The organism is Streptomyces sp. NPDC096152 (genome assembly GCF_044763235.1).
In the GTDB taxonomy this organism is placed as follows: domain Bacteria; phylum Actinomycetota; class Actinomycetes; order Streptomycetales; family Streptomycetaceae; genus Streptomyces.
Window position 1 is genome coordinate 406090 of record NZ_JBIWFW010000005.1, and the last position, 25149, is coordinate 431238.

Consider the following 25149-nt stretch of genomic DNA (forward strand, 5'->3'; position numbering starts at 1 on the left):
ACGATGGTTGTGCGCCTACCCCCGCCTCAACGCCCCAGGCGCCCGCGGACCGTGCCCACGAGCGAGTTGAGTTCCTCGATACGCATACGGCGGGCGGCGACGAAGAAGACACCGAGCAGCAGGGCCCCGCCGGCCAGCAGCGCCGCGAACGACCCGAGGACGCCCTGGCCCAGGGCGTGGCCGATGGCGTAGCAGGCCGCGCCGCTGAGCAGCGCCGCCGGCACCGAGGCGATGCACAGCCGTGCGTACGTCCGCATGACACGGGAGCCGTCGAGGTCGCCGCCGAGCCGCACGCGCAGCCGGCGCCAGGCGACACCCACGCCGATCGCGTACGCGAGGCCGTACGCGGCGGCCATGCCGGCGACGGCCCAGCGGGGCGGAAGCAGCACGTAGCAGAGCGCGGAGGCACCCGCGTTGACCGCGGCCACGATGACCGTGTTGTAGAAGGGCGTCCGGGTGTCCTCGTACGCGTAGAAGGCACGCAGGACGACGTACTGCACCGAGTAGGGGATCAGGCCGAGGGCGAAGGCCATCAGCATGTAGCCCATGTTGGTGGCGGCGCCGGTGCCGGAGGAGCCGAAGATCAGGGTGCACATCGGGATGCCCAGGGCGAGGAATCCGAAGGCGATGGGCACGATGGCGACGGCCGTCGTGCGCAGGCCCTGCGAGATGTCGTCGCGGACGGCTCCCGCGTCGCCCTCGGCGGCCGAACGCGAGATGCGGGGCAGCAGCGCCGCCATCAGGGAGACGGTGATGATGGCCTGCGGCAGGCCCCAGATCAGCTGCGCGTTGGCGTAGGCGCTGAAGCCGGTGCCGGGCAGTTCGGTGTCGGTGACCGCGGCGGTGGCCAGCTGGGTGACGACCAGGGCGCCCGCCTGGTTGGCGAGGACGAAGAGGACCGTCCACTTGGCGAGCATGGCGGCCTTGCCGAGGCCGTGGCCCCGCCAGTCGAAGCGCAGGCGGAGCCGGAAGCCGGTCTCGCGCAGGTACGGGATCATCGCCAGCGCCTGGACGACGAGGCCGAGCAGCACGCCGACGCCCAGCAGGCGCTGTCCCTCCGGCGGGATGGTCGTGACGTTCATGTGGGAGTCCGCGGCGGTGCCGTAGACCCACAGGAACATGCCGAGCGTGGCGATGATGACGATGTTGTTGAGGACCGGAGTCCACATCATCGCGCCGAACTTGCCCCGGGCGTTGAGGATCTGCCCCATCACCACGTGGATGCCCATGAAGAAGATGGTGGGCAGGAAGTACCGGGTGAAGGCGACGCCCACCTCGTTGGCCGCGGGGTCGCTGGCGACCGGGTTGGACAGCAGCCGGACCAGGAGCGGCGCCGCGAACATCGCCAGCGCGGTGAGCAGGCCCAGCGCCACGACGACCAGGGTCAGCAGCCGGTTGGCGAAGGCCTCGCCGCCGTCCTCGTCCTCCTTCATGGCGCGGACGAGCTGCGGGACGAACACCGAGTTGAGGCCGCCGCCGACGGTCAGGATGTAGATCATCGTCGGCAGCTGGTAGGCCACCTGGAAGGTGTCACCCAAGAGGGCCGTGCCCAGTGCGGCCACGATCATCGCGGAGCGGACGAAGCCGGTGAGCCGGGACACCATCGTGCCCGCCGCCATCACGGCGCTCGACTTCAGCAGCCCCGACGCGCGCCCGCCCTTCTTCGCCGCCGCGGGCGCGGCGGCGGGGGCGGTCGTCTCCGTGGCGGCCGGAGCCGCGGCGTACGGTCCCGCCGGTCCCTGGCCGCCGGCCGGTGCGGGCGAGGGGCCGGGGACCGAGGGCGCGTCCGTCCGCGGGTGTCCGCCGGTGTGCTGCGGGGGCTGGTAGCCGTGCTGCCCGGCCTCCTGGAAGCCGTCCTGGCGCGCGTCGGGGTAGCCGCCCTGCTGGACGTGGGGGTAGCCGCCCTGCCGTGTGTCCTGGTAGCCGCCCTGCTGCTGGTCGCGGAAGAGGTGCGCGAAGGCGTCCGGCTCGTGGCGCTCCTCGCCGGAGTGGCTGACGAGGTCGTCGACGCCCACGAACCGGGTGCTGCGGGGGTCCTCACCGTGCGGCAGGTACTGCGTGGTGCCCGACGGCTCCGGCGGCGGGGTCTGGGCCCACACGTGGGGGTCGGGGGCGTACGGCGACTGCTGCGGCGGGCCGTACAGCGGCTGCTGCGGCTGGTTCGTGCCCGGGGCCTGCGGAGGATGGGCGGCACGGTCGTACAGCGCCTCGTCGACCGGGTCCTGGGCGGAGAGGTCCTGCGCCCGGTAGGGGTCGTCCGCGTAGGCGTCCTGGAGGTACATGTCCGCCGGGGGCTGCGAGGGCACCTGGCCGTGCTCGGGCGGCGGCCCCTCGGGGTGGCCCGAGCCGCCCACGGCCTGGCCGCGGTCACCGTCGTACGGCGCGTTCATGCTTACCCCACCTCGTCGTCCCGGGCCCACCGGGCCATGACATCCTCAACGGTCCACCCTCTCACCCGTGCCGGACGGGTCGGCGCCTCCCGCTGCGGTGTCCGGTGCCGGGTCACTCGGCTGCTCGGGGGTGTCCGCCCCGGGCCGAACGCCGGACTGTTCTGTGAGACGGTCCGCGGGCCCCTCGGGGTTCTCCGCACCGTCGTTCCCTTGCTCGTCGGGGTTTCCGGCGTCCTCGCCGGTCCCGTCGGGGCCGTCCTCCGCGGTGTCACGGGCGGCCGCCTGCTTGCGCTGGGTGTACATGCGGAAACCGGCGAGGACGAGCAACAGGACGCCGCCGCCGATGACCAGCATCACCGTGGCCGTGACCTCGGTGACCTTCACGTCGAAGGTGACCGGGTCCCCGTACTCCTGGCCGTCCTGCGTGTACAGCTGGGCCACCACCGTCACCGGGCCGTTGGCGTTGGCGGAGGTGGTGAACTTCACGGACTGGCTGTGCCCGCCGGAGATGGCCACGGGCTGCTCCGTGTAGGCCTTGCCGCCGATCTTCAGTCGCGTGGGGTTGGTCGAGGTGAGCCGCAGCACCAGGTGGTCGACGCCCTGCACCAGGTTGTTCTGCACGGTGACCGGGATGGTCGCGCTGCGCCCGGAGAGCTTGGTCTCCGACTTGTCGATCAGCTTGACCTGCTGGGCCAGGTCGTCGAGGTACGCCTCCACGCCGTCCCGGAAGTCCTCGGCCGCCGAGGAACGGCCGCGCCACGACGTGGACATCTCGCGGTTCATGGCCCGGCCGAAGGGAGTGACGACCCGGGACTCGTCGGTGAGCACGACCTTGAAGTTGTCGACCTTGTCCTGCGTCCTGCCGATCGAGGCGAAGGCGGAGCGCGCCAGCTCCTGCCTGCGCAGGGAGGAGGGGTAGTCCGCGGACGACGGCACCCGCGTGGTGGCGCCGGGGTCCGGCTTGGCGTCGGCGGCCGCGGTCAGGTCCTGCGCCTCCGACCAGGTGCTGTGCTGGAGGTCGGTCAGCGCCTGCGCCATGGCCCGGGCCTGGCTCGCGCTCGGCATTCGCTGCGGGGCGACGACGATGCTGCGCTGCTTACCGGTCTGCTCCCCGAGTTCCAGGCTCTGGGCGAGGAACTGCTGCACGGCGAGCGTGGAGCTGCCGGCCTTGGTCAGGTCGCCCTGGAACGCCGTGGACAGCCGCGCGTCCGCGACCACGGCCGTGGTGCCGCCGCCGATCGGGCGGGCCGCCGAGGGGGTGTAGGACAGGCCGCCGGTCTCCTGGAGGCTGTCGCCGCGCGCGATCACCTTGTCGGCGCCCGCGGAGGTGGCGACCTTCACGATCGACGGGTCGACGGCGCCGTCGACGGGCCAGGCGAAGTCGGTGCTCGGCTTCACGTGGAGCACCGTCTCCACCGTGCCGGCGGCGACGTCGGTGGCGTCCCTGAGCTGGCTGAGGGAGCCGGTGACGCTCGTACCGCTGTGCGCGAGGGAGGCCAGGTCCGGGTCGGCGAAGGGGAGCGCCACGACGTCCTTGCCCGCCACCGCCTGCTGCAGCTCGGCGAGCCACTTCTTGGCCACCGCCTGCTTGGTGCCCGCAACGGGGCGGCCGCTGCCGTTGCGGATGCGGTAGTTGCGGGTCATGGCGTCCACGGAGGCCAGCAGGTCCGGGTCGATCACCCAGGTGACGTCGAGGTCCTTGCCCAGCGCGAGCATCTGCTCCAGACGGCCGCCGGGAGCGAGGTCCTGGGCGAGGTCGTCGTTGCCGAAGGTCGGCGTCTGCTGTTCCCCGGGGCCGGTCTCCGCCGTCATGTGGACGTCGGAGACGAGCGGCCACAGATAGGTGGTCTTCGTCTTGGTGTCCGCCTCGTCGGGCTTCCAGGGCAGGAACGTGTGCCGGATGCCCAGTACCTGGTCCCACGGCTGCGCGGCGCTCCGGCCGGAGAGCGAGACGGAGAGCGCGTAGACCCCGTCCGGGCCGAGGTCGAGCTTGCCGACCGGCACCGAGATGCTGAAGTGCTCGGCGACGCCCGGGGTGAGCCGGTCGAACTCCTGGACGTACTTGCCGCCGACCTCGACGCCGTCGGCGCCCGGCTCGAAGTCGGTGCGCCGGGCGACCGTGTCGATCGCCGAGCGGGTGTTCAGCTCGGGGCCCACGCGCAGGCCCACGTGGGCGCCGGTGACCGCCTGCTTGCCGTTGTTCGTCACCGTGCCGCTGACGGTGACGGTGTCACCGTCGGAGGGGGCGCTGGGGCTGAGCGAGTCCAGGGAGACGTCCACCGTGCGCGAGCCGGTGGCGGCCGCCTGCGCGGCGTCCTGGCCCGTGGCGTCCGCGGTCGGCGCGGCGGGCAGCTGGAGCAGACCGGCCAGCAGGGGCGCACCGGCGAGTGCTGCGCCGGTGCGCCGCAACCAGCGGCGGGCAGGTGAGGGAGTGGTCCCCTGGAAGTCTGCCGCGTCGGCCACGCGCTCGCCCGTCCCTCGTCGTCGTCAGTGGTCGTCGGATGTGCGTCCCCGCATGGTAACGATGTGCGCTGAGGCGAAGTGCCACGGAGGCGCCCACAAGATCGGCGGGCACCGGTGCTCGCCCTTCATATGCCCGTTTCCGCGGATGCTGTTCATTACGTCACAAAAGCGCTGATTGAGTGCCTGGTGGAAGGGCCCGCGTCCCGCGTCGGCGGGCCCGTCCGGGCTCCGGATATGGCGGCGCGGCCGGGCGGCCGGGCCACGTACCCTCTTCTGTTGTGCCGAACGCCAACGAAGACACTCCCCCTGCCCTGAGCCAGGTCCAGCAGCGCGCGGTGAACGAGCTGCTGCGGGTGGCCCCCGTCGCCGACGACCTCGCGCGCCGCTTCCAGGAGGCCGGGTTCTCGCTCGCCCTGGTCGGCGGCTCGGTCCGGGACGCGCTGCTCGGCCGGCTCGGCAACGATCTGGACTTCACGACCGACGCCCGCCCCGAGGACGTACTGAAGATCGTGCGGCCCTGGGCGGACGCGGTGTGGGAGGTCGGGATCGCCTTCGGCACGGTCGGGGTCCAGAAGCAGGCCCGTGTCGGGGACGTCGACCGGTGCTTCCAGATCGAGGTGACCACCTACCGGTCGGAGGCGTACGACCGCACCTCCCGCAAGCCCGAGGTGTCGTACGGCGACTCCATCGAGGAGGACCTCGTCCGGCGTGACTTCACGGTCAACGCGATGGCCGTCGCGCTCCCGCGGATGGAGTTCGTGGACCCGCACGGCGGGCTGGACGACCTCGCGGCTCGGGTGCTGCGCACCCCGGGCACGCCCGAGGAGTCCTTCTCCGACGACCCGCTGCGGATGATGCGGGCCGCGCGCTTCGCCGCCCAGCTCGACTTCGAGGTGGCGCCCGAGGTCGTCGCCGCGATGAAGGGGATGGCCGAGCGGATCGAGATCGTCTCCGCCGAGCGGGTGCGGGACGAGCTGAACAAGCTGATCCTGTCCGCGCACCCGCGCAAGGGCCTCAGCCTGCTCGTCGGCACCGGCCTGGCCGACCGGGTGCTGCCGGAGCTGCCCGCCCTGCGCCTGGAGAGCGACGAGCACCACCGGCACAAGGACGTCTACGAGCACACGCTGATCGTGCTGGAGCAGGCGATCGCGCTGGAGGAGGACGGCCCCGACCTGGCCCTCCGGCTGGCCGCGCTGCTGCACGACATCGGCAAGCCGCGCACGCGCCGCTTCGAGAAGGACGGCCGGGTCTCCTTCCACCACCACGAGGTGGTCGGCGCGAAGATGACCAAGAAGCGCATGACGGCCCTGAAGTACTCCAACGAGCTCGTGAAGGACGTCTCGCGTCTGGTCGAGCTCCACCTGCGCTTCCACGGCTACGGCACGGGCGAGTGGACCGACTCCGCGGTCCGCCGCTACGTCCGCGACGCCGGGCCGCTCCTGACCCGGCTGCACAAGCTCACGCGCTCCGACTGCACCACGCGCAACAAGCGCAAGGCGGCCGCGCTGTCCCGCGCGTACGACGGTCTGGAGGCGCGCATCGCCGAGCTTCAGGAGAAGGAGCAGCTCGACGCCATCCGGCCCGACCTCGACGGCAACCAGATCATGGAGATCCTCGGGGTGAAGCCCGGCCCGGCCGTCGGCAATGCCTACAAGTACCTGCTGGAGCTCCGTCTGGAGAACGGCCCGATGGAGCACGACGCCGCGGTGGCGGCCCTCAAGGAGTGGTGGGCCGAGCAGGGCCCACAGGGCTGAGGGCGCACGGCACGCGGTTGCGTACGCGGTGCCGCGTGGCACCGGGTTCGTGTTTCACGTGAAACACGGCCGCGCGACAGCCCCCGGAAAGCCCGAAGGGGCGATGTTTCACGTGAAACATCGCCCCTTCGTCATGGGGGACCGAGGTGTTACTTGGTCTCCTTCAGGCACAGCACCACGTCATGGCCGCTGCCCGACTGCACGTAGTAGATCGTCGAGTCCGTGACGGTCTTGCACTGGGACTCGTCGGTGGAGTTGTCGAACTTCTGGACCACCTTGTACTGGGCGCCGCTGGAGGAGCAGTCGACATCCTGGAGGTCGGGCTTGGAGTACGAGCCGTCGTTGTGCATGCACGAGCCCACCGACGTGGTCTCCGCGTCGTCGCGGGTGAAGAACCAGCCCGCACCGAACTTGATGAGGCCGATGATGACGGCGACGACGATCAGTCCGACGATGCGCAGCGCCTTCTTGCCCGCGCGCTTGCCGGCCGAGGGCGGCGGCGGGGGGACCGGCGCGCCCTGCTGCTGCGGGAACGGAGCGTACGGCTGCTGCGGCGTACCCGGGGCGGCGGGCTGCCCGGTGGGCGCCTGGGCGTACGGGTTCTGGCCCTGGGCAGGCGGTGGAACGGTCACTTGGGGTCCCCCTGGAAATGAGGCGGCGCCGCTGACGCGGACATGGCGCGAATAAGACGCACGTAAGTTACCGGTCCCCACTGACAACGCGGCAGCCGAGGCGGACTCTGTAGCTCTGATGTGACACTTACCAGCGCTCAAAGCGGGCCATAGCGGCCGCAACCGCGCCGTAGATCACGGCGATCGTGATCACCAGTGCGGCCGAGCGCCCGTCCGGCGGGAGCATCAGCGCGGCGACGCCGGCGGCGCCGACGAAGGAGACGTTGTACAGGACGTCGTACACGGAGAAGATACGGCCGCGGAAGCCGTCCTCGACCGTGGACTGCACGACCGTGTCCGTGGCGATCTTCGCGCCCTGGGTGGTCAGTCCCAGCACGAAGGCCGCCACCAGCAGTGGCCCGACGGCGAAGGGGAGGCCGAGGGCCGGCTCCAGGACCGCCGCGGCCGCCGCGCACACGACGATCCAGCGGGCGGGGCCGAGCCGCCCCGCTCCCCACGGAGTGACGACCGCCGCCGCGAAGAACCCGGCGCCCGAGGCGCCAAGCGCCAGGCCCAGCAGGCGCAGCCCCTCCTGCGGGTGGGAGGTCAGCCCGTACCGGCACAGCATCAGCACCATGACGGTCAGCGCGCCGTAGCAGAACCGCATCAGCGTCATCGAGGCCAGCGCCCAGGCGGCCTCCCGGCGCGGCGGGGCCGCGAGGTGCCGCACGCCCGCCGCCAGGTCGCGCGCGGTGCCCCGCAGCGCCGCGCCCAGCCGGGGCTGGATCAGCTCCTGGTCGGGGCCCAGCAGCTCCGGCGCCATGAGCAGCGACACCAGGGCCGCGCACAGGTACAGCGCGGCGCCCAGCAGCACCACGGCCGCGTCGGAGTCCTCGGCCACCAGCCGGACCGCGAAGGCGAGCCCGCCGCCCGCGAAGGCGGCCAGTGACCCGGCGGTCGGGGACAGGGAGTTCGCGATCACCAGGCGCTCCCCGTCGACCACGCGGGGCAGCGCCGCGGACAGGTCCGACAGGACGAAGCGGTTGACGCCGGTCACGCACAGTGCGGAGACGTAGAACAGCCAGTCCGGGACGGCGGCGACCATCAGCACCGCCGTCACCGTGGCCATCGCCGCGCGGGTCAGGTTGCCGTAGAGGAGCACCTGGCGGCGCCGCCAGCGGTCCAGCAGGGCTCCGGCGAAGGGTCCCACCAGGGAGTACGGCAGCAGCAGTACCGCCATGGCGGAGGCGACCGCGGCGGCCGAGGTCTGCCGCTGAGGGGAGAAGACGACGTAGGTGGCGAGCGCGGTCTCGTACACGCCGTCGGCGCCCTGGGAGAGCAGCCGCACGGACAGCAGGCGCCGGAAGTCCCGGAAACGCAGCAGGACGCGCAGGTCACGGACGACGGGCATGGGGCTCAGCCTCACATACGGGAAGGGTCCCCGGGGGGATGATCCCCCGGGGACCCTCAAGGACCCGCGATCACGAGCGTGTTCAGCGCTCGACCTCGCCGCGGATGAACTTCTCCACGTTCTCCCGGGCCTCGTCGTCGAAGTACTGGACCGGCGGGGACTTCATGAAGTACGAGGACGCCGACAGGATCGGGCCGCCGATGCCGCGGTCCTTGGCGATCTTCGCGGCGCGCAGCGCGTCGATGATGACGCCCGCGGAGTTCGGGGAGTCCCACACCTCGAGCTTGTACTCCAGGTTCAGCGGGACGTCGCCGAAGGCGCGGCCCTCGAGGCGGACGTAGGCCCACTTGCGGTCGTCCAGCCAGGCCACGTAGTCGGACGGGCCGATGTGGACGTTCTTCTCGCCGAGCTCCCGGTCGGGGATCTGGGAGGTGACGGCCTGCGTCTTGGAGATCTTCTTGGACTCCAGGCGCTCGCGCTCGAGCATGTTCTTGAAGTCCATGTTGCCGCCGACGTTCAGCTGCATCGTGCGGTCCAGGACGACACCGCGGTCCTCGAACAGCTTCGCCATGACGCGGTGCGTGATGGTGGCGCCGACCTGGGACTTGATGTCGTCACCGACGATCGGGACGCCCGCCTCGGTGAACTTGTCCGCCCACTCCTTGGTGCCAGCGATGAAGACCGGGAGGGCGTTGACGAAGGCGACCTTGGCGTCGATGGCGCACTGCGCGTAGAACTTCGCCGCGTCCTCGGAACCCACGGGCAGGTAGCAGACGAGGACGTCCACCTGCTTGTCCTTGAGGACCTGGACGACGTCGACCGGCTCCTCGGCGGACTCCTCGATCGTGAGGCGGTAGTACTTGCCGAGGCCGTCGAGGGTGTGGCCGCGCTGGACGGTCACGCCGGTGTTCGGCACGTCGCAGATCTTGATGGTGTTGTTCTCGGAGGCGCCGATGGCGTCCGCGAGGTCGAGGCCGACCTTCTTGGCGTCGACGTCGAAGGCGGCGACGAACTCGACGTCACGCACGTGGTACTCGCCGAACTGCACGTGCATGAGGCCCGGGACCTTGGACGCCGGGTCGGCGTCCTTGTAGTACTCGACGCCCTGCACCAGCGACGCGGCGCAGTTGCCCACGCCGACGATGGCTACGCGAACCGAACCCATTGGCGGTTGCTCCCTGTGTGTACTCGGTGAGGTCCCGACGGGACCTCACGTGGCGGTGTCGTCGGGCGTATCCGGCCGGGGCGACTCCCCGGACCGGGGCAGGCCGCCCGTCGCTCCAGATGTGGTGTCCTGCTGAGCGGATCCCCCGGGGCCGGAACCCTTCAGGTCCCGTCCGGCCCGCTCGCTCTCGATGAGCTCGTTCAGCCAGCGCACTTCGCGCTCCACGGACTCCATCCCGTGGCGCTGGAGCTCGAGGGTGTAGTCGTCGAGGCGCTCCCGGGTGCGCGCCAGGGAGGCGCGCATCTTCTCCAGGCGCTCCTCCAGCCGGCTGCGGCGGCCCTCCAGTACGCGCATGCGCACGTCCCGCGACGTCTGCCCGAAGAAGGCGAAGCGGGCGGCGAAGTGTTCGTCCTCGTACGCGTCGGGGCCGGCCTGCGAGAGCAGCTCCTCGAAGTGCTCCTTACCTTCCGCCGTCAGCCGGTAGACGATCTTGGCGCGACGTCCTGTGAGGGGAGCGGCCAGGGCGTCCTCGTGGGTGCTGCCCGGTTCCTCGATCAACCAGCCGTTCGCGACGAGCGTCTTGAGGCAGGGGTAGAGCGTCCCGTAACTGAAGGCACGGAACACACCCAGTGACGTGTTGAGGCGTTTGCGCAGCTCGTAGCCGTGCATCGGAGACTCGCGGAGCAGGCCGAGCACGGCGAACTCGAGGATGCCGGAACGTCGGCTCATCGTCGCCCCTCTCGTCCTTATCTCGCGCTGATGTATCGACTCGATACATCACGACGATAGAACGGTCGTCCGGCCGCGACAAGAGGGCACATGGTGAACGGGATCACATCACCGTTTCGTTGCAGGCGAGTTGCCTGATTTGGGGTGAACTCGGGGGCTCGGGAGGTTTTGGCGGTGCGTAGTCTGTGCGCCATGCACACCACCGGGAACCGAGAGACTCCTGGGGACGTCCTCGTCCTCGGTGCAGTACGGGTGAATGCGCAACCGACCACATCCGTACTTCGGGGGGACCGGAAACCAGCCGCCGTTTCCAGGCGCGCAAGGGTGCGCCTGCCCGAGGAGTAATCGTTCGATGAGCGAGCACCGTCGCAAACCGCCGCAGCCGCAGGAAGGCGGACGTGCCGCGGCCCGACGCGGTCAGTCCGGTTCGCCCTCCGGCCGCCGCGCGGCACCGCGAGGCGCCACCGGATCTTCCGCCGACTCCTATGGGCCCAGTTCCCATGGATCCAGTCCCTACGGGGCGGGTTCCCAGGGCGCCGGGCCCCGTGGCATGGGGGATGAGGGCCCCGCGTACGGCAGTCGTGCCGAGGCCAGGCGCGCGGCGCAGAGAGGCGGCGGCCGCCGCCGTGCGCCCGAGCCGGCCGGCCCCGGGCGCGGCAGGGGCCGCAGCGCCCCTCCCGCCGCCAAGCGGATGATCGACTACCCGCGCGCGGGCAAGTACGGATGGCGTCGCTGGATGCCGTCCTGGAAGCTCGTGACCGGCCTGTTCATCGGCCTCGTCGGGAGCCTGGTGGCGGTCGCGGGCATCGGGTACGCCATGGTGAGCGTGCCCAACGTCGCGGACACCGCGGAGGCACAGAACAACGTCTACTACTGGTCCGACGGCACCCAGATGGTCGCGACCGGTGGTGAGACGAACCGCCAGATCGTGAACCTCTCGGAGATTCCGGAGGCGATGCAGAACGCGGTCATCTCCCAGGAGAACAAGACCTTCTACAGCGACAGCGGCGTCGACCCCAAGGGCATCGCCCGCGCCGTGCTGAACATGGCCCGGGGCGGTCAGACGCAGGGTGGCTCCACCATCACCCAGCAGTACGTGAAGAACGCGCGGCTGGACGACCAGTCGCAGACGATCACCCGTAAGTTCAAGGAGATCTTCATCTCCATCAAGGTGGGCGCCACGGTCCCCAAGAAGGAGATCCTGGCCGGCTACCTGAACTCGGCGTACTACGGCCGCGGTGCCTACGGCATCCAGGCGGCGGCGCGCGCGTACTTCAACAAGGACGCCATCAGACTGAACCCGGGCGAGTGCGCCTTCCTGGCCGCGACGCTCAAGGGCGCCACGTACTACGACCCGGCGGGCGCGACCTCCATCGACCCGAGCGCCACCGAGCAGGCCAACAGCAAACGCGCGCTGAGCCAGATGCAGGACACGCTCACCAAGATGGTCGAGTACGGGCATCTGAGCGCCACGGAGCGGGCCAAGTACACCACGCTCCCCAAGGTGCAGAACCCGCGGTCGAACACCCGGCTGAGCGGCCAGACCGGCTATCTGGTCGACCTGGCCAAGGCCTACATCATCAACAACACCGACATCTCCGCCAACGAGCTGCAGCGGGGCGGGTACCGGATCTACACGACCTTCGACAAGAAGAAGGTCAACGCCCTCAAGGCCGCGGTGGAGAAGGTGCAGAAGGGCAACATCAAGCCCAAGCTGCGTCCGGACACCGATACCCACGTCCAGTTCGGCGGCGCCTCGGTGGACCCGAGGACGGGCGCCATCGCGGCCATCTACGGCGGTGAGGACGCCACCAAGCACTTCACCGACAACGCCGACGCCACCGGTGCCCAGGTGGGCTCGACCTTCAAGCCGTTCGTGCTGGCCGCAGCCATGAAGTGGGGCGTGCGCAACCCCGACGGCCCCGAGGACCAGCCCCAGGACGAGCGCACCCAGGTCTCCCCGAAGAGCCTGTTCAGCGGCCAGAACAAGCTCAAGATCAAGGACTACCGGGGCGAGGTCTGGAAGAACGAGAAGGGCGAGGAGTGGCTGCAGACCAACGACGGCAACCAGTCCTACGGCACCCCGCCCCAGCACCAGATCGACCTGCGTGAGGCGATGCGGGAGTCGGTGAACTCCGCCTTCGTGCAGCTCGGCATGGACATCGGCCTGGACAAGGTCAAGGAGTCGGCCATCGACGCGGGCCTGAAGTCGAACAGCCTGGCCGGCACCAGCTACCCCTCCTTCTCCATCGGCATCTCCGACCCGAGCGCGATCCGCATGGCGGGGGCGTACGCCACCTTCGCGGCCAGCGGCAAGCAGAACGAGCCGTTCTCGGTCAAGGAGGTCAAGGACAAGGACGGCACGCGCTACAAGCACGAGGACAAGACCAAGCAGGCCTTCACCTCCAAGGTCGCCGACAACGTCACCGACGTGCTGAAGACCGTGGTCGAGAAGGGCACGGGTACCAACGCCCAGCTGCCCGGCCGTGACGTGGCCGGCAAGACCGGTACCACCGACGGCAACAAGTCCGCCTGGTTCGTGGGCTACACCCCGCAGCTGTCCACCGCGATCAGCATGTTCCGGATGGACGACAACGCGGAGAACAAGTCGCGCACCTTCCTGAAGATGTACGGAACGGGCGGGCAGAAGAAGATCCACGGTGCCTCGTTCCCGGCCCAGATCTGGCACGACTACATGGCCGAGGCGCTCAAGGGCCAGCCGGCGGTGCCGTTCCCGGCGCCCGAGCCCATCGGCACGGTCGTCAACGCCCCGCCGAGCCCGACCCCGACCCCGACGGTCACGCCGAGCCAGGAGACGAGCCCGAGCCCGTCGCCCACGCCCAGCGAGACCCAGACCAGCCCGAGTCCCTCGCCGAGCGACAGCTGTGGCTTCTTCGGCTGCAGCAACAACGGCGGACAGAACGGCAACGGCGGTACCACCGACGGCGGCACCAGTCCGACGCCGACGATCACGGACACGAGCACCACGGGCACCACCCGGGGCAACGGCAACGGCGGCTTCTTCGGAGGCAGTACGGGCTGACCCCGGCCGGCCGGTCCCCCGGCCGGCCACCGTGGCGCTGCACCCGCGCCGGCACGACAGGGCAGGGCCCCCGGATCCGATCCGGGGGCCCTGCCCTTTTCCGCTCCGTGGTTCCGTGCCCAGGTTTCGTGCCGGCGTTCCGTGCCGTGATTCCGCGCTGTGGATCCGTGCCGGATCCCGGGTTCCCTGCCGGGCGGCCGCGGAGAACGGCGTGCGCGGGGTCCCGCTCAGGCGCGTACGGCAGGATGTGCGGCATGACCGGTGCTGAATCGACGCAAGCGAGCGTGCCCGAGACCGACCCGGTGCGGCCGACCGGGGAGGACCCGGTCGCCGCGGCCGGCAGCGAGCTGATCGGCGGACCCGTCGGGCGGCTCGCCCTGCTCGGGACGTCCTGGTGGACCCCGGTACGGGTCGTGGCGCTCGTGGCGATCGGCATGTTCGCCCTCGGCCTGGTCCAGAAGGCGCCCTGCTACAACGGCGCCTGGTTCTTCGGCGCCGGCTCGCAGTACACCAAGGCCTGCTACTCCGACATCCCGCACCTCTACCAGGGGCGCGGGTTCGCCGAGGGGCTCGTGCCGTACTTCGACAAGCTCCCCGGCGACATGGACTACCTCGAATACCCGGTGCTGACCGGCGTGTTCATGGAGGTGGCCGCCTGGCTCACGCCCGGCAGCGGCAGCATCCAGCACCAGGAGCAGTGGTACTGGATGGTCAACGCGGGGATGCTGATGGCCTGCGCGGCCGTCATCGCCGTCTGCGTCAGCCGCACCCACGCGCGCAGGCCCTGGGACGGTCTGCTGGTCGCGCTGGCGCCCGCCTTCGCCCTGACCGCCACCATCAACTGGGACCTGCTGGCGGTCGCCCTGACGGCCGCGGCGATGCTGATGTGGTCCCGCGGCCGGTCCCTCGCCTTCGGCGTCCTGCTCGGGCTCGCCACGGCCGCCAAGCTGTATCCGGTCTTCCTGCTCGGCCCGCTGCTGATGCTGTGCTGGCGCGCGGGCAGGTGGCGGGAGTTCGGCCGGGCGTTCGGCGGCGCCGCCGTGGCCTGGCTGGTGGTGAACCTCCCCGTGATGCTGTTCGCCTTCGAGGGGTGGTCGAAGTTCTACCGGTTCAGCCAGGAGCGCGGTGTCGACTTCGGTTCCTTCTGGCTGATCCTCGCCCAGAACTCCAGCAGCCCGCTCAGCACCGACACCGTCAACACGCTCGCCACCCTGCTGATGCTGCTGAGCTGCGTGGGCATCGCGGCCCTCGCGCTGACCGCTCCGCGCCGTCCCCGCTTCGCCCAGCTGGCCTTCCTGATCGTCGCGGCCTTCATCCTCACCAACAAGGTCTACTCGCCGCAGTACGTCCTGTGGCTGGTGCCGCTGGCCGTGCTGGCCCGGCCCCGGTGGCGGGACTTCCTGGTCTGGCAGGCGTGCGAGGTGGCGTACTTCCTGGGGATCTGGATGTACCTCGCGTACACGACCAGCGGGGACGCCCACAAGGGGCTGCCGACCGACGGCTACCACTGGGCCATCGGCGTGCACCTGCTGGGGACGCTGTACCTGTGCGCCGTCGTGGTGCGGGACATCCTCATGCCGGAGCGGGACGTGGTGCGCCGGGCCGGGGACGACGACCCCTCGGGCGGTGTGCTCGACGGCGCGGAGGACGTCTTCGTGCTCGGCACGGCGGCCCGTCCGCGGCGCCACGCGGCCCACTTCGCCGGGCCGCAGGTGGAGTGGGGCACCCGGGCCGTGGCCTCCCCCGGAGAAGGTTCGCTCTGAGCGAACGGGGGACGAAGGCCCCCTGCAGCCCCGACCGCATGCGAAAGGCCGTACACCGGGCGTTCCGGGTACGGCCTTTCGTGCCGATGGGACCTCAGCGGTCCATGAGCCGGTCGAACTGCGTGGTGGTGTGCCGCAGATGGGCCACCAGCTCGTCGCCGACCTTCGGCTCCGGGGCGTCCATGGGCACGAACAGGATCGAGACCTGCATGTGCGGCGGCTCCGCGAACCAGCGCTGCTTGCCGCCCCAGACGAACGGCGAGAGGTTCCGGTTGACCGTGGCGAGGCCGGCGCGGGCGACGCCCTTGGCGCGCGGCATGACGCCGTGCAGCGCCTTGGGGGCCTCCAGGCCCACACCGTGCGACGTACCGCCCGCCACGACCACCAGATAGCCGTCGGAGGCGGCCTTCTGCTGCCGGTAGCCGAAGCGGTCGCCCTTGGTCACGCGCGTGACGTCCAGGACCGCGCCGCGGTACTCGGTGGCGTCGTGGTCCCCCAGCCACAGCCGGGTGCCGATCCGGGCGCGGAAACGGGTCTGCGGGAACTGCTGCTGGAGCCGGGCCAGTTCGTCGGCCTTGAGGTGGCTGACGAACATCGTGTGCAGCGGCAGCCGGGCCGCGCGCAGCCGGTCCATCCAGCCGATGACCTCCTCGACGGCGTCCGAGCCGTCGGTGCGGTCCAGCGGCAGATGGATGGCGAAGCCCTCCAGCCGGACGTTCTCGATGGCGGCGTGCAGCTGGGGCAGGTCCTGCTCGCTGATGCCGTGCCGCTTCATCGAGGACATCACCTCGATGACGACACGGGCGCCGACGAGGCCGTACACCCCGTCGACCGAGGACACCGACCGGATCACCCGGTCGGGCAGCGGCACCGGCTCCTCGCCGCGCCGGTACGGCGTCAGCACCAGCAGGTCGCCGCCGAAGAAGTCCTTGATCCGGGCGGCCTCGTACGTCGTACCGACGGCGAGGACGTCCGCGCCCAGGCGCGTGGCCTCCTCCGCCAGCCGCTCGTGCCCGAAGCCGTAGCCGTTGCCCTTGCAGACCGGTACGAGGCCCGGGAACTGCTCCTGCACGTGCTTGTGGTGCGCCCGCCAGCGCGCGGTGTCGACGTAGAGCGTGAGCGCCATGGCCGGACCTGGAACCTTTCCTTCTGGTGGCTGCGGTGGTCAGCTGCGGTGGTCAGCTGTGGTGAAGAGGGGACGGGGGACGGGGCTCAGCGCCGGGACATGTAGATGTCGAGCGCCTTGTGGAGCAGCTTGTTCAGGGGGAAGTCCCACTCGCCGAGGTACTCGGCCGCCTGTCCGCCGGTGCCCACCTTGAACTGGATCAGACCGAAGAGGTGGTCGGTCTCGTCCAGCGAGTCGGAGATGCCACGCAGGTCGTAGACGGTGGCGCCGAGCGCGTAGGCGTCACGCAGCATCCGCCACTGCATGGCGTTGGAGGGCCGGACCTCACGGCCGATGTTGTCGGAGGCACCGTAGGAGTACCAGACGTGGCCACCGACGATCAGCATGGTCGCCGCGGCCAGGTTCACCCCGTTGTGCCGGGCGAAGTACAGCCGCATCCGGTTGGGGTCCTCGGAGTTGAGGGCCGTCCACATGCGCTGGAAGTACGACAGCGGGCGGGGCCGGAAGTGGTCGCGCACGGCCGTGATCTCGTACAGCCGCTGCCATTCCTCGAGGTCCTGGTAGCTGCCCTGGACCACCTCGACGCCGGCCTTCTCGGCCTTCTTGATGTTGCGCCGCCAGAGCTGGTTGAAGTTCTTGTGCACCTCTTCCAGGGAGCGGTTCGCGAGCGGCACCTGGAAGACGTAGCGCGGCTGGACGTCGCCGAAGCCGGCGCCGCCGTCCTCGCCCTGCTGCCAGCCCATGCGGCGCAGCTTGTCGGCGACCTCGAACGCGCGGGGCTCGATGAAGTCGGCCTCCAGGTCGCGCAGGCGCTTGATGTCCGGGTCCTGGATGCCCCTCTTGATGGACTCGGCGTTCCAGCGCCTGATGATCACCGGCGGGCCCATCTTCACGGAGAAGGCGCCCTGCTGCTTGAGGTGGGCCAGCATCGGCTGGATCCAGTCGTCCAGGTTCGGCGCGAACCAGTTGATGACCGGGCCCTCGGGCAGGTAGGCGAGGTACCGCTTGATCTTGGGCAGCTGGCGGTACAGCACGAGGCCCGCCCCGACCAGTTCGCCGGTGCGGTCGTCGAACCAGCCGAGGTGTTCCGAACGCCACTCCGCCTTCACGTCCGCCCAGGCCGGGACCTGCATGTGACTCGCCGCGGGCAGGCTCTGGATGTAGGCCAGATGCTGCTCTCGACTGATGGTCCTCAAGGTCAGGGTCATTCGGGGCGCTCCTCGGGCTGGCTTGTCCCCATGGGGTCAGGGGCTCCGGCTCTCGCGCCGAAGCCTACTGCGCCTGGCCCGCGGCCCGAATGACCGTGCGGTGCCTTCCCCCCGGCCCGGGGTCCGGCCGGGGGCGTGCGGTGGGCCGGCGTGGGGCGCCGTCCGGAGATCCGGCGGACGGCGCCTCATGCCCTGCGGACGGTGTCCGTGATGTTGTGGTGGAGGGGGGTGTGCGGCGTCAGAAGAACCCGCCCCAGGCCAGGCCGAGTCCGAAGCCGACCGCGGAGGCGCCGAGGCCGATGATCAGCCCGAAGCGCTCCCGTGTCGTCTCCGAGATCCACTGGCCGTACGCGCCGGTGAGTATGCCCACCAGGCCGGCCCAGGAACTCAGCGCGTGAAGACCGGGGAACCACGCGGCGACGACAGCCGTCAGGCCCAGCGCCAGGGTCACCGCGAGCAGGGTGTCCTGGACGGGATGGGGCTTGCCGTCCGTGGAGAGGAGTCCACCGCCGGTGGCGGTGTTGGGTCGCAACGTCTGTGCCATCGGGCACCTCCTGCGAAGGGCGGCGCATCGTAGCGCCTTACACACCCGTCGTGTCCAGGTTGACGGGTCCTGGGGCCCGATTTCAACCGGAAGCGGGGGTGAGGGTAGTCTGTAACGTCTGCATCGGTCTCTGTCCAGGCACCCTCGCGGCGCCTGGCGATTCCGTCGGCCGCCTCCGATTGTCAGTGGCGGCCGATACCGTTGCGTACGCATCACAACCCTCCTGCCACGGAACGACCGTGGCCGCCGAGTCCAAAGGAGGTGGGTTCCACATGCGTCACTACGAGGTGATGGTCATCCTCGACCCCGACGTCGAGGAGCGCGCTGTCTCTCCGCTGATCGAGAACTTCCTGTCCGTCGTCCGTGACGGCGGCGGCAAGGTCGAGAAGGTCGACACCTGGGGTCGTCGTCGTCTCGCCTACGAGATCAAGAAGAAGCCCGAGGGCATCTACTCGGTCATCGACCTGCAGGCCGAGCCTGGAGTCGTCAAGGAGCTCGACCGCCAGATGAACCTGAACGAGTCGGTCCTCCGGACCAAGGTCCTCCGTCCCGAGACCCACTGAGCTCTCCCGCTCAGTTGATCCCGGGATTCGAGTAGCAGCACCAAGCAGCCAGCAGCACACCCGCCGAGAGGTTCCCCCATGGCAGGCGAGACCGTCATCACGGTCGTCGGCAATCTTGTCGACGACCCCGAGCTGCGCTTCACCCCCTCCGGTGCGGCGGTCGCGAAGTTCCGTGTCGCGTCCACGCCCCGCACCTTCGACCGTCAGACGAACGAGTGGAAGGACGGCGAGAGCCTGTTCCTGACCTGCTCGGTCTGGCGTCAGGCGGCGGAGAACGTCGCGGAGTCGCTCCAGCGAGGCATGCGCGTCATCGTGCAGGGCCGGCTGAAGCAGCGGTCCTACGAGGACCGCGAGGGCGTCAAGCGCACGGTCTACGAGCTGGACGTCGAGGAAGTCGGCGCCAGCCTGCGCAACGCCACGGCCAAGGTCACCAAGACCACCGGCCGCGGTGGTCAGGGCCAGGGCCAGGGCGGTTACGGCGGCGGTGGCGGCCAGGGTGGCGGCGGCTGGGGCGGCGGCCCCGGCGGCGGTCAGCAGGGCGGCGGCGCGGCCGACGACCCGTGGGCGACCGGCGCTCCCGCCGGTGGCAACCAGGGCGGTGGCGGTGGCGGCGGCTGGGGCGGCGGCTCCGGCTCCGGCTCCGGCGGCGGCGGCTACTCGGACGAGCCCCCCTTCTAGGTCCCCGGACCAAGGGTGGGCCGTACCCACACTTCTTGATCACACAGGAGAAACACCATGGCGAAGCCGCCTGTGCGCAAGCCGAAGAAGAAGGTCTGCGCTTTCTGCAAGGACAAGGTCACGTACGTGGACTACAAGGACACGAACATGCTGCGGAAGTTCATTTCCGACCGCGGCAAGATCCGTGCCCGCCGCGTGACCGGCAACTGCACGCAGCACCAGCGTGACGTCGCCACGGCCGTCAAGAACAGCCGTGAGATGGCGCTGCTGCCCTACACGTCCACCGCGCGCTAAGGGAAGGGTGACCGAATCATGAAGATCATCCTCACCCACGAGGTCTCCGGCCTCGGTGCCGCGGGCGATGTCGTCGACGTCAAGGACGGCTACGCTCGCAACTACCTGATCCCGCGGAAGTTCGCGATCCGCTGGACCAAGGGTGGCGAGAAGGACGTCGAGCAGATCCGTCGTGCTCGCAAGATCCACGAGATCCAGACCATCGAGCAGGCCAACCAGATCAAGGCCCAGCTCGAGGGTGTGAAGGTCCGTCTGGCCGTTCGCTCCGGCGACGCCGGCCGTCTCTTCGGTTCCGTGACCCCGGCCGACGTCGCCTCGGCGATCAAGGCCGCCGGTGGTCCCGAGGTCGACAAGCGCCGCATCGAGCTCGGTGCGCCGATCAAGACCCTGGGCGCCCATGAGACGTCCGTGCGTCTGCACCCCGAGGTGGCCGCCAAGGTCAACATCGAGGTCGTCGCGGGCTGACCGCTGCGCCCGGCTTGAACAGCCAGGAGAAGGGCCGTACCCGATGGGGTGCGGCCCTTCTTCATGGCCGTGTTTCACGTGAAACGGTGTGCGGTGCGCGCTGTCGCATGTTTCACGTGAAACCGCCCCGTTTCCCGTGAACCGCTCAGCGGCGCGTCGCGCCCGTCACCAGCCAGCGGCCCGAGCGGGCCCGCAGCCACAGGGTCAGCATCCGTACGGCCATCATCAGGGTCATCGCTCCCCACAGCGCGGTCAGGCCTCCGCCGAACGCGGGCACCAGCAGCGCGGCCGGCGTGAAGACCGCCAGCGTGAGCAGCATCGCCCACGCCAGGTAGGGGCCGTCGCCCGCGCCCATCAGGACGCCGTCGAGGACGAAGACGGCGCCGCAGACCGGCTGGGAGAGCGCCACCACGAGCAGCGCGGGCAGGGCGGTGTCCGTCACCGCGGGGTCGCCCGTGAACAGCGGCAGGAACACCGGACGGGCCACGGCCACCAGCAGCCCCAGTGCGGCGCCGACCGCGATGCCCCACTGCACCATGCGACGGCAGGCCGCCCGGGCACCCTCGGCGTCCTCCGCGCCCAGATAGCGTCCGATGATGGCCTGCCCGGCGATCGCGATGGCGTCCAGGGCGAAGGCGAGCAGGCTCCACAGGGACAGGACGATCTGGTGGGCGGCGATGTCCGCGTCCCCCAGCCGGGCCGCGACCGCCGTGGCGATCAGCAGGATCGCCCTGAGAGAGAGCGTGCGGACCAGCAGGGGGGCGCCGGCCTGGGCGGAGGCCCTGATCCCCGCGGCGTCCGGGCGCAGTGAGGCACCGTGCTTGCGGGCGCCGCGGACGACCACGGTGAGGTAGACCGCGGCCATGCCGCACTGGGCGATGACGGTCCCCCAGGCGGAGCCGGCGATACCGAGCCCGGCACCGTACACGAGACCGGCGTTGAGAACGGCGTTGGCGACGAAGCCGCCCACGGCGACGTAGAGCGGAGTCCGTGTGTCCTGCAGACCGCGCAGGACGCCCGTGGCAGCGAGCACGACGAGCATGGCCGGGATGCCCAGTGCGGAGATGCGCAGATACGTGGTCGCGTACGGGGCCGCGGTGGGCGAGGCGCCGAAGAGGTCCACGACGGCGGGAGCGGTGGGCAGGGTGACCGCGATGACGGCGGCGCCCAGCAGCAGCGCCAGCCAGATGCCGTCCATGCCCTGGCGGATGGCGGCCGGGAGGTCTCCGGTGCCGACGCGACGGGCGACGGCGGCGGTGGTGGCGTAGGCGAGGAAGACGAAGACGCTGACGGCCGTCGTCAGAAGGGCCGAGGCGACGCCGAGTCCGGCGAGCTGTGCCGTGCCGAGGTGGCCGACGATCGCGCTGTCGGCCAGTACGAAGAGTGGCTCGGCGACCAGCGCGCCGAAGGCCGGAACGGCCAGCGCGACGATCTCCCGGTCGTGCTTGCGCCGGGTGCTCGCGGGGCGTGCGGGGGCCTGTGTCATGGGCATCAATGTAATCGTCCACAGGTAAGAGATGCAAAGCCCCTGAGGTCCTTACTGAGTGTCTCGGAGTGTGTGCTTGTACGCACCGTTCGAAGCGAATGTGGTCCGACCGGGGAAGTTTTTCTTCTGCACAGCCCGTGGATGGCAAAACTGCAGCTCAGAGGCTCGGTGCGGCAGGGAGCGAGGGCTTGTTCACAGTGCTGTCCACCGGGTCGTGCACAGGTTTTCCCGAGTTCTCCACAGCATCCGGGCGCTCGTCCACATGGCCTGTGGATAACCAGATTGGCTGACGCTGCCCGGGGGCCTACCGTGGACCGGCGCCCGCTCCGTTCGCCGGCCTCCGAACCGTCACAGAGTGGCGCGCCAGAAGCGGAGACTGGCTTCTCGTTTTGTCAGTGCCGTGCCGTAGAAAAGAGGGGCACGGCGAGGTCCGCTCGGCGGACGGGAGGAGGTCGCTCGGTGAGCATTTCCGAGCCCTTGGACGACCCGTGGGCCGAGAGCGGACCCAGTGATCGTCTGCCCGCCTCCCGCCGGCACCCCGAGGGAGGCCGCGGGCGCGACGAGCAGCACGACCGGGGCCGGGACAGCGGCGGGTGGGACGGCGCGGGCTCCTCCTTCGAGCGGGTTCCGCCGCAGGACCTCGACGCCGAGCAGTCCGTCCTCGGCGGCATGCTTCTGTCCAAGGACGCCATCGCCGACGTCGTCGAGATCCTCAAGGGCCACGACTTCTACAAGCCCGCGCACGAGACGATCTACCAGGCGATCCTCGACGTCTACGCCAAGGGCGAGCCGGCCGACCCGATCACGATCGCCGCCGAGCTGACCAAGCGCGGCGAGATCAACAAGGTCGGCGGCGCCTCGTATCTGCACTCGCTCGTCCAGACCGTCCCGACCGCGGCGAACGCCGCGTACTACGCGGAGATCGTCCACGAGCGTGCCGTGCTGCGCCGGCTGGTCGAGGCCGGCACCCGCATCACGCAGATGGGATACGCGGCCGACGACGACGTCGACGAGATCGTCAACCGGGCCCAGGCCGAGATCTACGCGGTCACCGAGCAGCGCACCAGCGAGGACTATCTGCCGCTGGGTGACATCATGGAGGGCGCGCTCGACGAGATCGAGGCGATCGGGTCGCGCAGCGGCGAGATGACGGGTGTGCCCACCGGGTTCACGGACTTCGACTCCCTCACCAACGGCCTGCACCCGGGCCAGATGATCGTCATCGCCGCCCGTCCCGCGATGGGCAAGTCGACGCTCGCGCTGGACTTCGCGCGCGCGGCGTCGATCAAGAACAACCTGCCGAGCGTCATCTTCTCCCTCGAGATGGGGCGCAACGAGATCGCGATGCGTCTGCTGTCCGCCGAGGCCCGGGTCGCCCTGCACCACATGCGCTCCGGCACGATGACCGACGAGGACTGGACGCGGCTGGCCCGCCGGATGCCCGACGTCTCGGCCGCCCCGCTCTACATCGACGACTCCCCGAACCTGTCGATGATGGAGATCCGCGCCAAGTGCCGCCGCCTGAAGCAGCGCAACGACCTGAAGCTGGTCGTCATCGACTACCTCCAGCTGATGCAGTCCGGCGGCTCCAAGCGCGCCGAGAGCCGTCAGCAGGAGGTCTCGGACATGTCCCGGAACCTCAAGCTGCTCGCGAAGGAGCTGGAGGTCCCGGTCATCGCGCTCTCCCAGCTCAACCGTGGCCCCGAGCAGCGCACCGACAAGAAGCCGATGGTCTCCGACCTGCGTGAGTCCGGGTCCATCGAGCAGGACGCCGACATGGTCATCCTGCTGCACCGCGAGGACGCCTACGAGAAGGAGTCGCCGCGGGCGGGCGAGGCCGACCTGATCGTCGCCAAGCACCGTAACGGCCCGACGGCGACGATCACGGTCGCCTTCCAGGGGCACTACTCGCGCTTCGTGGACATGGCGCAGACCTGATCGGGGCTCTGGTGCCTTGGTGCGCCGGCGGCTTGGCGATCCGGCGGGGGCGGCTGTCCCGGCGCGCTCGGTGAAATGAACTCGACGTGCGCGGTCGCACCGGGTGGACTGGGGGCATGACGACACCTCAGGACGAGCTTCTTCCCGGTACGCGCCGGGCACTGCTGCACCGAATCGCCGTGGCCCAGAGCGAGGGACGCGCGCCGTCGCTCGTCGCGGCGGTCGTACGGGACGGGCGGACGGTGTGGCACGGCGCGCGGACGTCGGTGGACGGGCACGGGCCGGACGAGAACACCCAGTACCGCATCGGCTCGATCACCAAGACGTTCACCGCGGTGCTGGTCCTGCGGCTGCGGGACGAGGGGCTGCTCGACCTCGGTGACCCGCTGGAGAAGCATCTGCCGGGCACCGGTGCGGGGGAGGCCGCGATCGCCGACCTGCTGGCCCACACGGGCGGACTGGCGGCAGAGTCCCCCGCCCCGTGGTGGGAGCGCACGCCGGGGACGCTGCGCCCCGAGCTGTCCGACGTTCTCGGCGAGCGGCCGCTCGTGCATCCCGTCGGCCGGCGGTTCCACTACTCGAACCCCGGCTACACCCTGCTGGGCGCCCTCGTGGAGAAGCTGCGCGGGGCGCCGTGGGAGGAGGTTCTTCGGCGGGAAGTGCTCGCACCCCTGGGCCTGCATCGCACGTCTGTGCGACCTCGGGCGCCCCATGCGGGGGGCTGGGCCGTGCACCCCTGGGCCGATGTGCTGCTCCCCGAGCCCGCCGAGGATCTCGGCCGGATGGCACCGGCCGGGCAACTCTGGTCCACCACGGGCGACCTGGCACGGTTCGCCGCCTTTCTGGCCAAGGGGGACGACCGGGTGCTGGGTGCCGCCTCCCTGCACGAGATGCGCACCCCCGCCGCTCCGCCCGAGGCCGTCGACGTGGCCACCGGCTATGCGTACTGCCTCGGGCTGGAGTTGAGGCGCATGGACGGACGCCTGCTCGTCGGGCACACGGGGTCGCTGCCGGGCTTTCTCGCCTGCCTCACCTTCAGCCCGGAGGACGATGTCGCCGCCGTCGTTCTGGCCAACTGCACACAGGGTCCACTGGTGTCGACCGTGGGCGCCGAGCTCGTCGGGATCGTCGCCGAGGCGGAGCCGCGGATCCCGGAGCCCTGGCGGCCGCTGCGGGAGGTCGATCCGGCCGTGCTGGAACTGGCGGGGCAGTGGTACTGGGGGACCCAGGGCGTCGCCCTGAGGATCACGGCCGACGGGCTGGTCTCGCTGGAGCCGCTCTCCGGCACGGGCCGCCGTTCGCGGTTCCGGGCGAACGGTGACGGGACGTGGACCGGTCTGGAGGGGTACTACGCCGGCGAGGTTCTGCGGGCGGTACGACGCCCCGACGGGACGGTGAGCCACCTCGACCTCGGATCGTTCGTCTTCACGCGTCAGCCGTACGACGAGACGGCGCCGGTGCCCGGCGGGGTGGACGCGAAGGGGTGGCGCGGGATCGGCTGACGCGGCCACTGCCCGA

19 protein-coding genes are annotated in these 25149 nt (G+C 70.4%); 9 read left to right on the top strand and 10 right to left on the bottom strand.

What is annotated here, in order from left to right; translation table 11 throughout:
* Window positions 1–26: 26 nt before the first annotated feature.
* Both murJ and ACIQ9G_RS19565 read right to left on the bottom strand, forming a co-directional pair.
* The gene (gene murJ, locus ACIQ9G_RS19560; protein WP_403610852.1) at window positions 27–2390 is read right to left on the bottom strand and encodes a murein biosynthesis integral membrane protein MurJ; all 2364 of its coding nucleotides are present in this window, start codon (window positions 2388–2390) and stop codon (window positions 27–29) included.
* Window positions 2391–2435: 45 nt separating this feature from the next.
* A complete protein-coding gene (locus ACIQ9G_RS19565; RefSeq protein WP_403610854.1) occupies window positions 2436–4853 on the bottom strand; it encodes a DUF6049 family protein in 2418 nt (805 codons plus the stop codon).
* A 278-nt stretch (window positions 4854–5131) separates the two neighbouring features.
* Here ACIQ9G_RS19565 and ACIQ9G_RS19570 point away from each other — a divergent pair, with 278 nt between their 5' ends.
* Window positions 5132–6607, top strand: a complete 1476-nt coding sequence (locus tag ACIQ9G_RS19570; protein ID WP_403610857.1) for a CCA tRNA nucleotidyltransferase — start codon at window positions 5132–5134, stop codon at window positions 6605–6607.
* A gap of 149 nt (window positions 6608–6756) precedes the next feature.
* On the opposite strand, the gene ACIQ9G_RS19575 is transcribed toward ACIQ9G_RS19570, so the two are convergent.
* From ACIQ9G_RS19575 to ACIQ9G_RS19590, 4 genes are all read right to left on the bottom strand, one after another.
* Window positions 6757–7239: a hypothetical protein gene (locus tag ACIQ9G_RS19575; RefSeq protein WP_403610859.1), complete on the bottom strand. Its 483-nt coding sequence runs from the start codon at window positions 7237–7239 to the stop codon at window positions 6757–6759.
* A 127-nt stretch (window positions 7240–7366) separates the two neighbouring features.
* The gene (locus ACIQ9G_RS19580) at window positions 7367–8629 is read right to left on the bottom strand and encodes an MFS transporter (protein WP_403610861.1); all 1263 of its coding nucleotides are present in this window, start codon (window positions 8627–8629) and stop codon (window positions 7367–7369) included.
* Between the two features lie 82 nt (window positions 8630–8711).
* Entirely contained in the window at window positions 8712–9794 is a 1083-nt protein-coding gene (locus ACIQ9G_RS19585) for an inositol-3-phosphate synthase (protein WP_403610863.1), read from the bottom strand.
* A gap of 45 nt (window positions 9795–9839) precedes the next feature.
* On the bottom strand, window positions 9840–10523 hold the full coding sequence (locus ACIQ9G_RS19590) for a helix-turn-helix transcriptional regulator (RefSeq protein ID WP_403610866.1): 684 nt from the start codon (window positions 10521–10523) through the stop codon (window positions 9840–9842).
* Window positions 10524–10875: 352 nt separating this feature from the next.
* Between ACIQ9G_RS19590 and ACIQ9G_RS19595 the strand changes: the two genes are divergently transcribed.
* Window positions 10876–13566, top strand: coding sequence for a transglycosylase domain-containing protein (locus ACIQ9G_RS19595; RefSeq protein ID WP_403610868.1), 2691 nt, complete (start codon window positions 10876–10878; stop codon window positions 13564–13566).
* Window positions 13567–13820: 254 nt separating this feature from the next.
* On the top strand, window positions 13821–15329 hold the full coding sequence (locus ACIQ9G_RS19600) for a glycosyltransferase family 87 protein (protein WP_403610871.1): 1509 nt from the start codon (window positions 13821–13823) through the stop codon (window positions 15327–15329).
* Window positions 15330–15423: 94 nt separating this feature from the next.
* Here the strand turns inward: ACIQ9G_RS19600 and ACIQ9G_RS19605 are convergent, their stop codons facing one another.
* From ACIQ9G_RS19605 to ACIQ9G_RS19615, 3 genes are all read right to left on the bottom strand, one after another.
* Window positions 15424–16455 (bottom strand): alanine racemase, encoded by a 1032-nt coding sequence (locus ACIQ9G_RS19605; protein ID WP_392195953.1) that lies wholly within the window; start codon window positions 16453–16455, stop codon window positions 15424–15426.
* Window positions 16456–16541: 86 nt separating this feature from the next.
* A complete protein-coding gene (femX, locus tag ACIQ9G_RS19610) occupies window positions 16542–17663 on the bottom strand; it encodes a peptidoglycan bridge formation glycyltransferase FemX (RefSeq protein ID WP_402432687.1) in 1122 nt (373 codons plus the stop codon).
* Between the two features lie 238 nt (window positions 17664–17901).
* Window positions 17902–18207, bottom strand: coding sequence for a hypothetical protein (locus ACIQ9G_RS19615; RefSeq protein ID WP_356181356.1), 306 nt, complete (start codon window positions 18205–18207; stop codon window positions 17902–17904).
* Window positions 18208–18479: 272 nt separating this feature from the next.
* Between ACIQ9G_RS19615 and rpsF the strand changes: the two genes are divergently transcribed.
* The 4 genes from rpsF to rplI all read left to right on the top strand — a co-directional run bounded on the left by rpsF (window position 18480) and on the right by rplI (window position 20207).
* Window positions 18480–18770: a 30S ribosomal protein S6 gene (gene rpsF, locus ACIQ9G_RS19620; protein WP_006141322.1), complete on the top strand. Its 291-nt coding sequence runs from the start codon at window positions 18480–18482 to the stop codon at window positions 18768–18770.
* Between the two features lie 78 nt (window positions 18771–18848).
* Window positions 18849–19448 carry a single-stranded DNA-binding protein gene (locus tag ACIQ9G_RS19625; protein ID WP_403610875.1) on the top strand — a complete coding sequence of 200 codons (600 nt, stop codon included), beginning with the start codon at window positions 18849–18851 and terminating at the stop codon, window positions 19446–19448.
* A 57-nt stretch (window positions 19449–19505) separates the two neighbouring features.
* Window positions 19506–19742 (top strand): 30S ribosomal protein S18, encoded by a 237-nt coding sequence (gene rpsR, locus ACIQ9G_RS19630; RefSeq protein ID WP_003949403.1) that lies wholly within the window; start codon window positions 19506–19508, stop codon window positions 19740–19742.
* Between the two features lie 18 nt (window positions 19743–19760).
* Window positions 19761–20207, top strand: coding sequence for a 50S ribosomal protein L9 (gene rplI / locus ACIQ9G_RS19635; protein WP_403610878.1), 447 nt, complete (start codon window positions 19761–19763; stop codon window positions 20205–20207).
* A 145-nt stretch (window positions 20208–20352) separates the two neighbouring features.
* Here rplI and ACIQ9G_RS19640 read toward each other — a convergent pair whose 3' ends face one another.
* A complete protein-coding gene (locus tag ACIQ9G_RS19640) occupies window positions 20353–21693 on the bottom strand; it encodes an MATE family efflux transporter (protein WP_403610880.1) in 1341 nt (446 codons plus the stop codon).
* Between the two features lie 459 nt (window positions 21694–22152).
* On the opposite strand from ACIQ9G_RS19640, the gene dnaB reads away from it, so the two are divergent.
* Both dnaB and ACIQ9G_RS19650 read left to right on the top strand, forming a co-directional pair.
* Window positions 22153–23631, top strand: coding sequence for a replicative DNA helicase (gene dnaB, locus ACIQ9G_RS19645; protein ID WP_403610883.1), 1479 nt, complete (start codon window positions 22153–22155; stop codon window positions 23629–23631).
* 116 nt (window positions 23632–23747) lie between these two features.
* Complete coding sequence (locus ACIQ9G_RS19650) at window positions 23748–25133, top strand: serine hydrolase domain-containing protein (RefSeq protein WP_403610886.1); 1386 nt, start codon at window positions 23748–23750, stop codon at window positions 25131–25133.
* The last annotated feature ends 16 nt before the right edge of the window (window positions 25134–25149 follow it).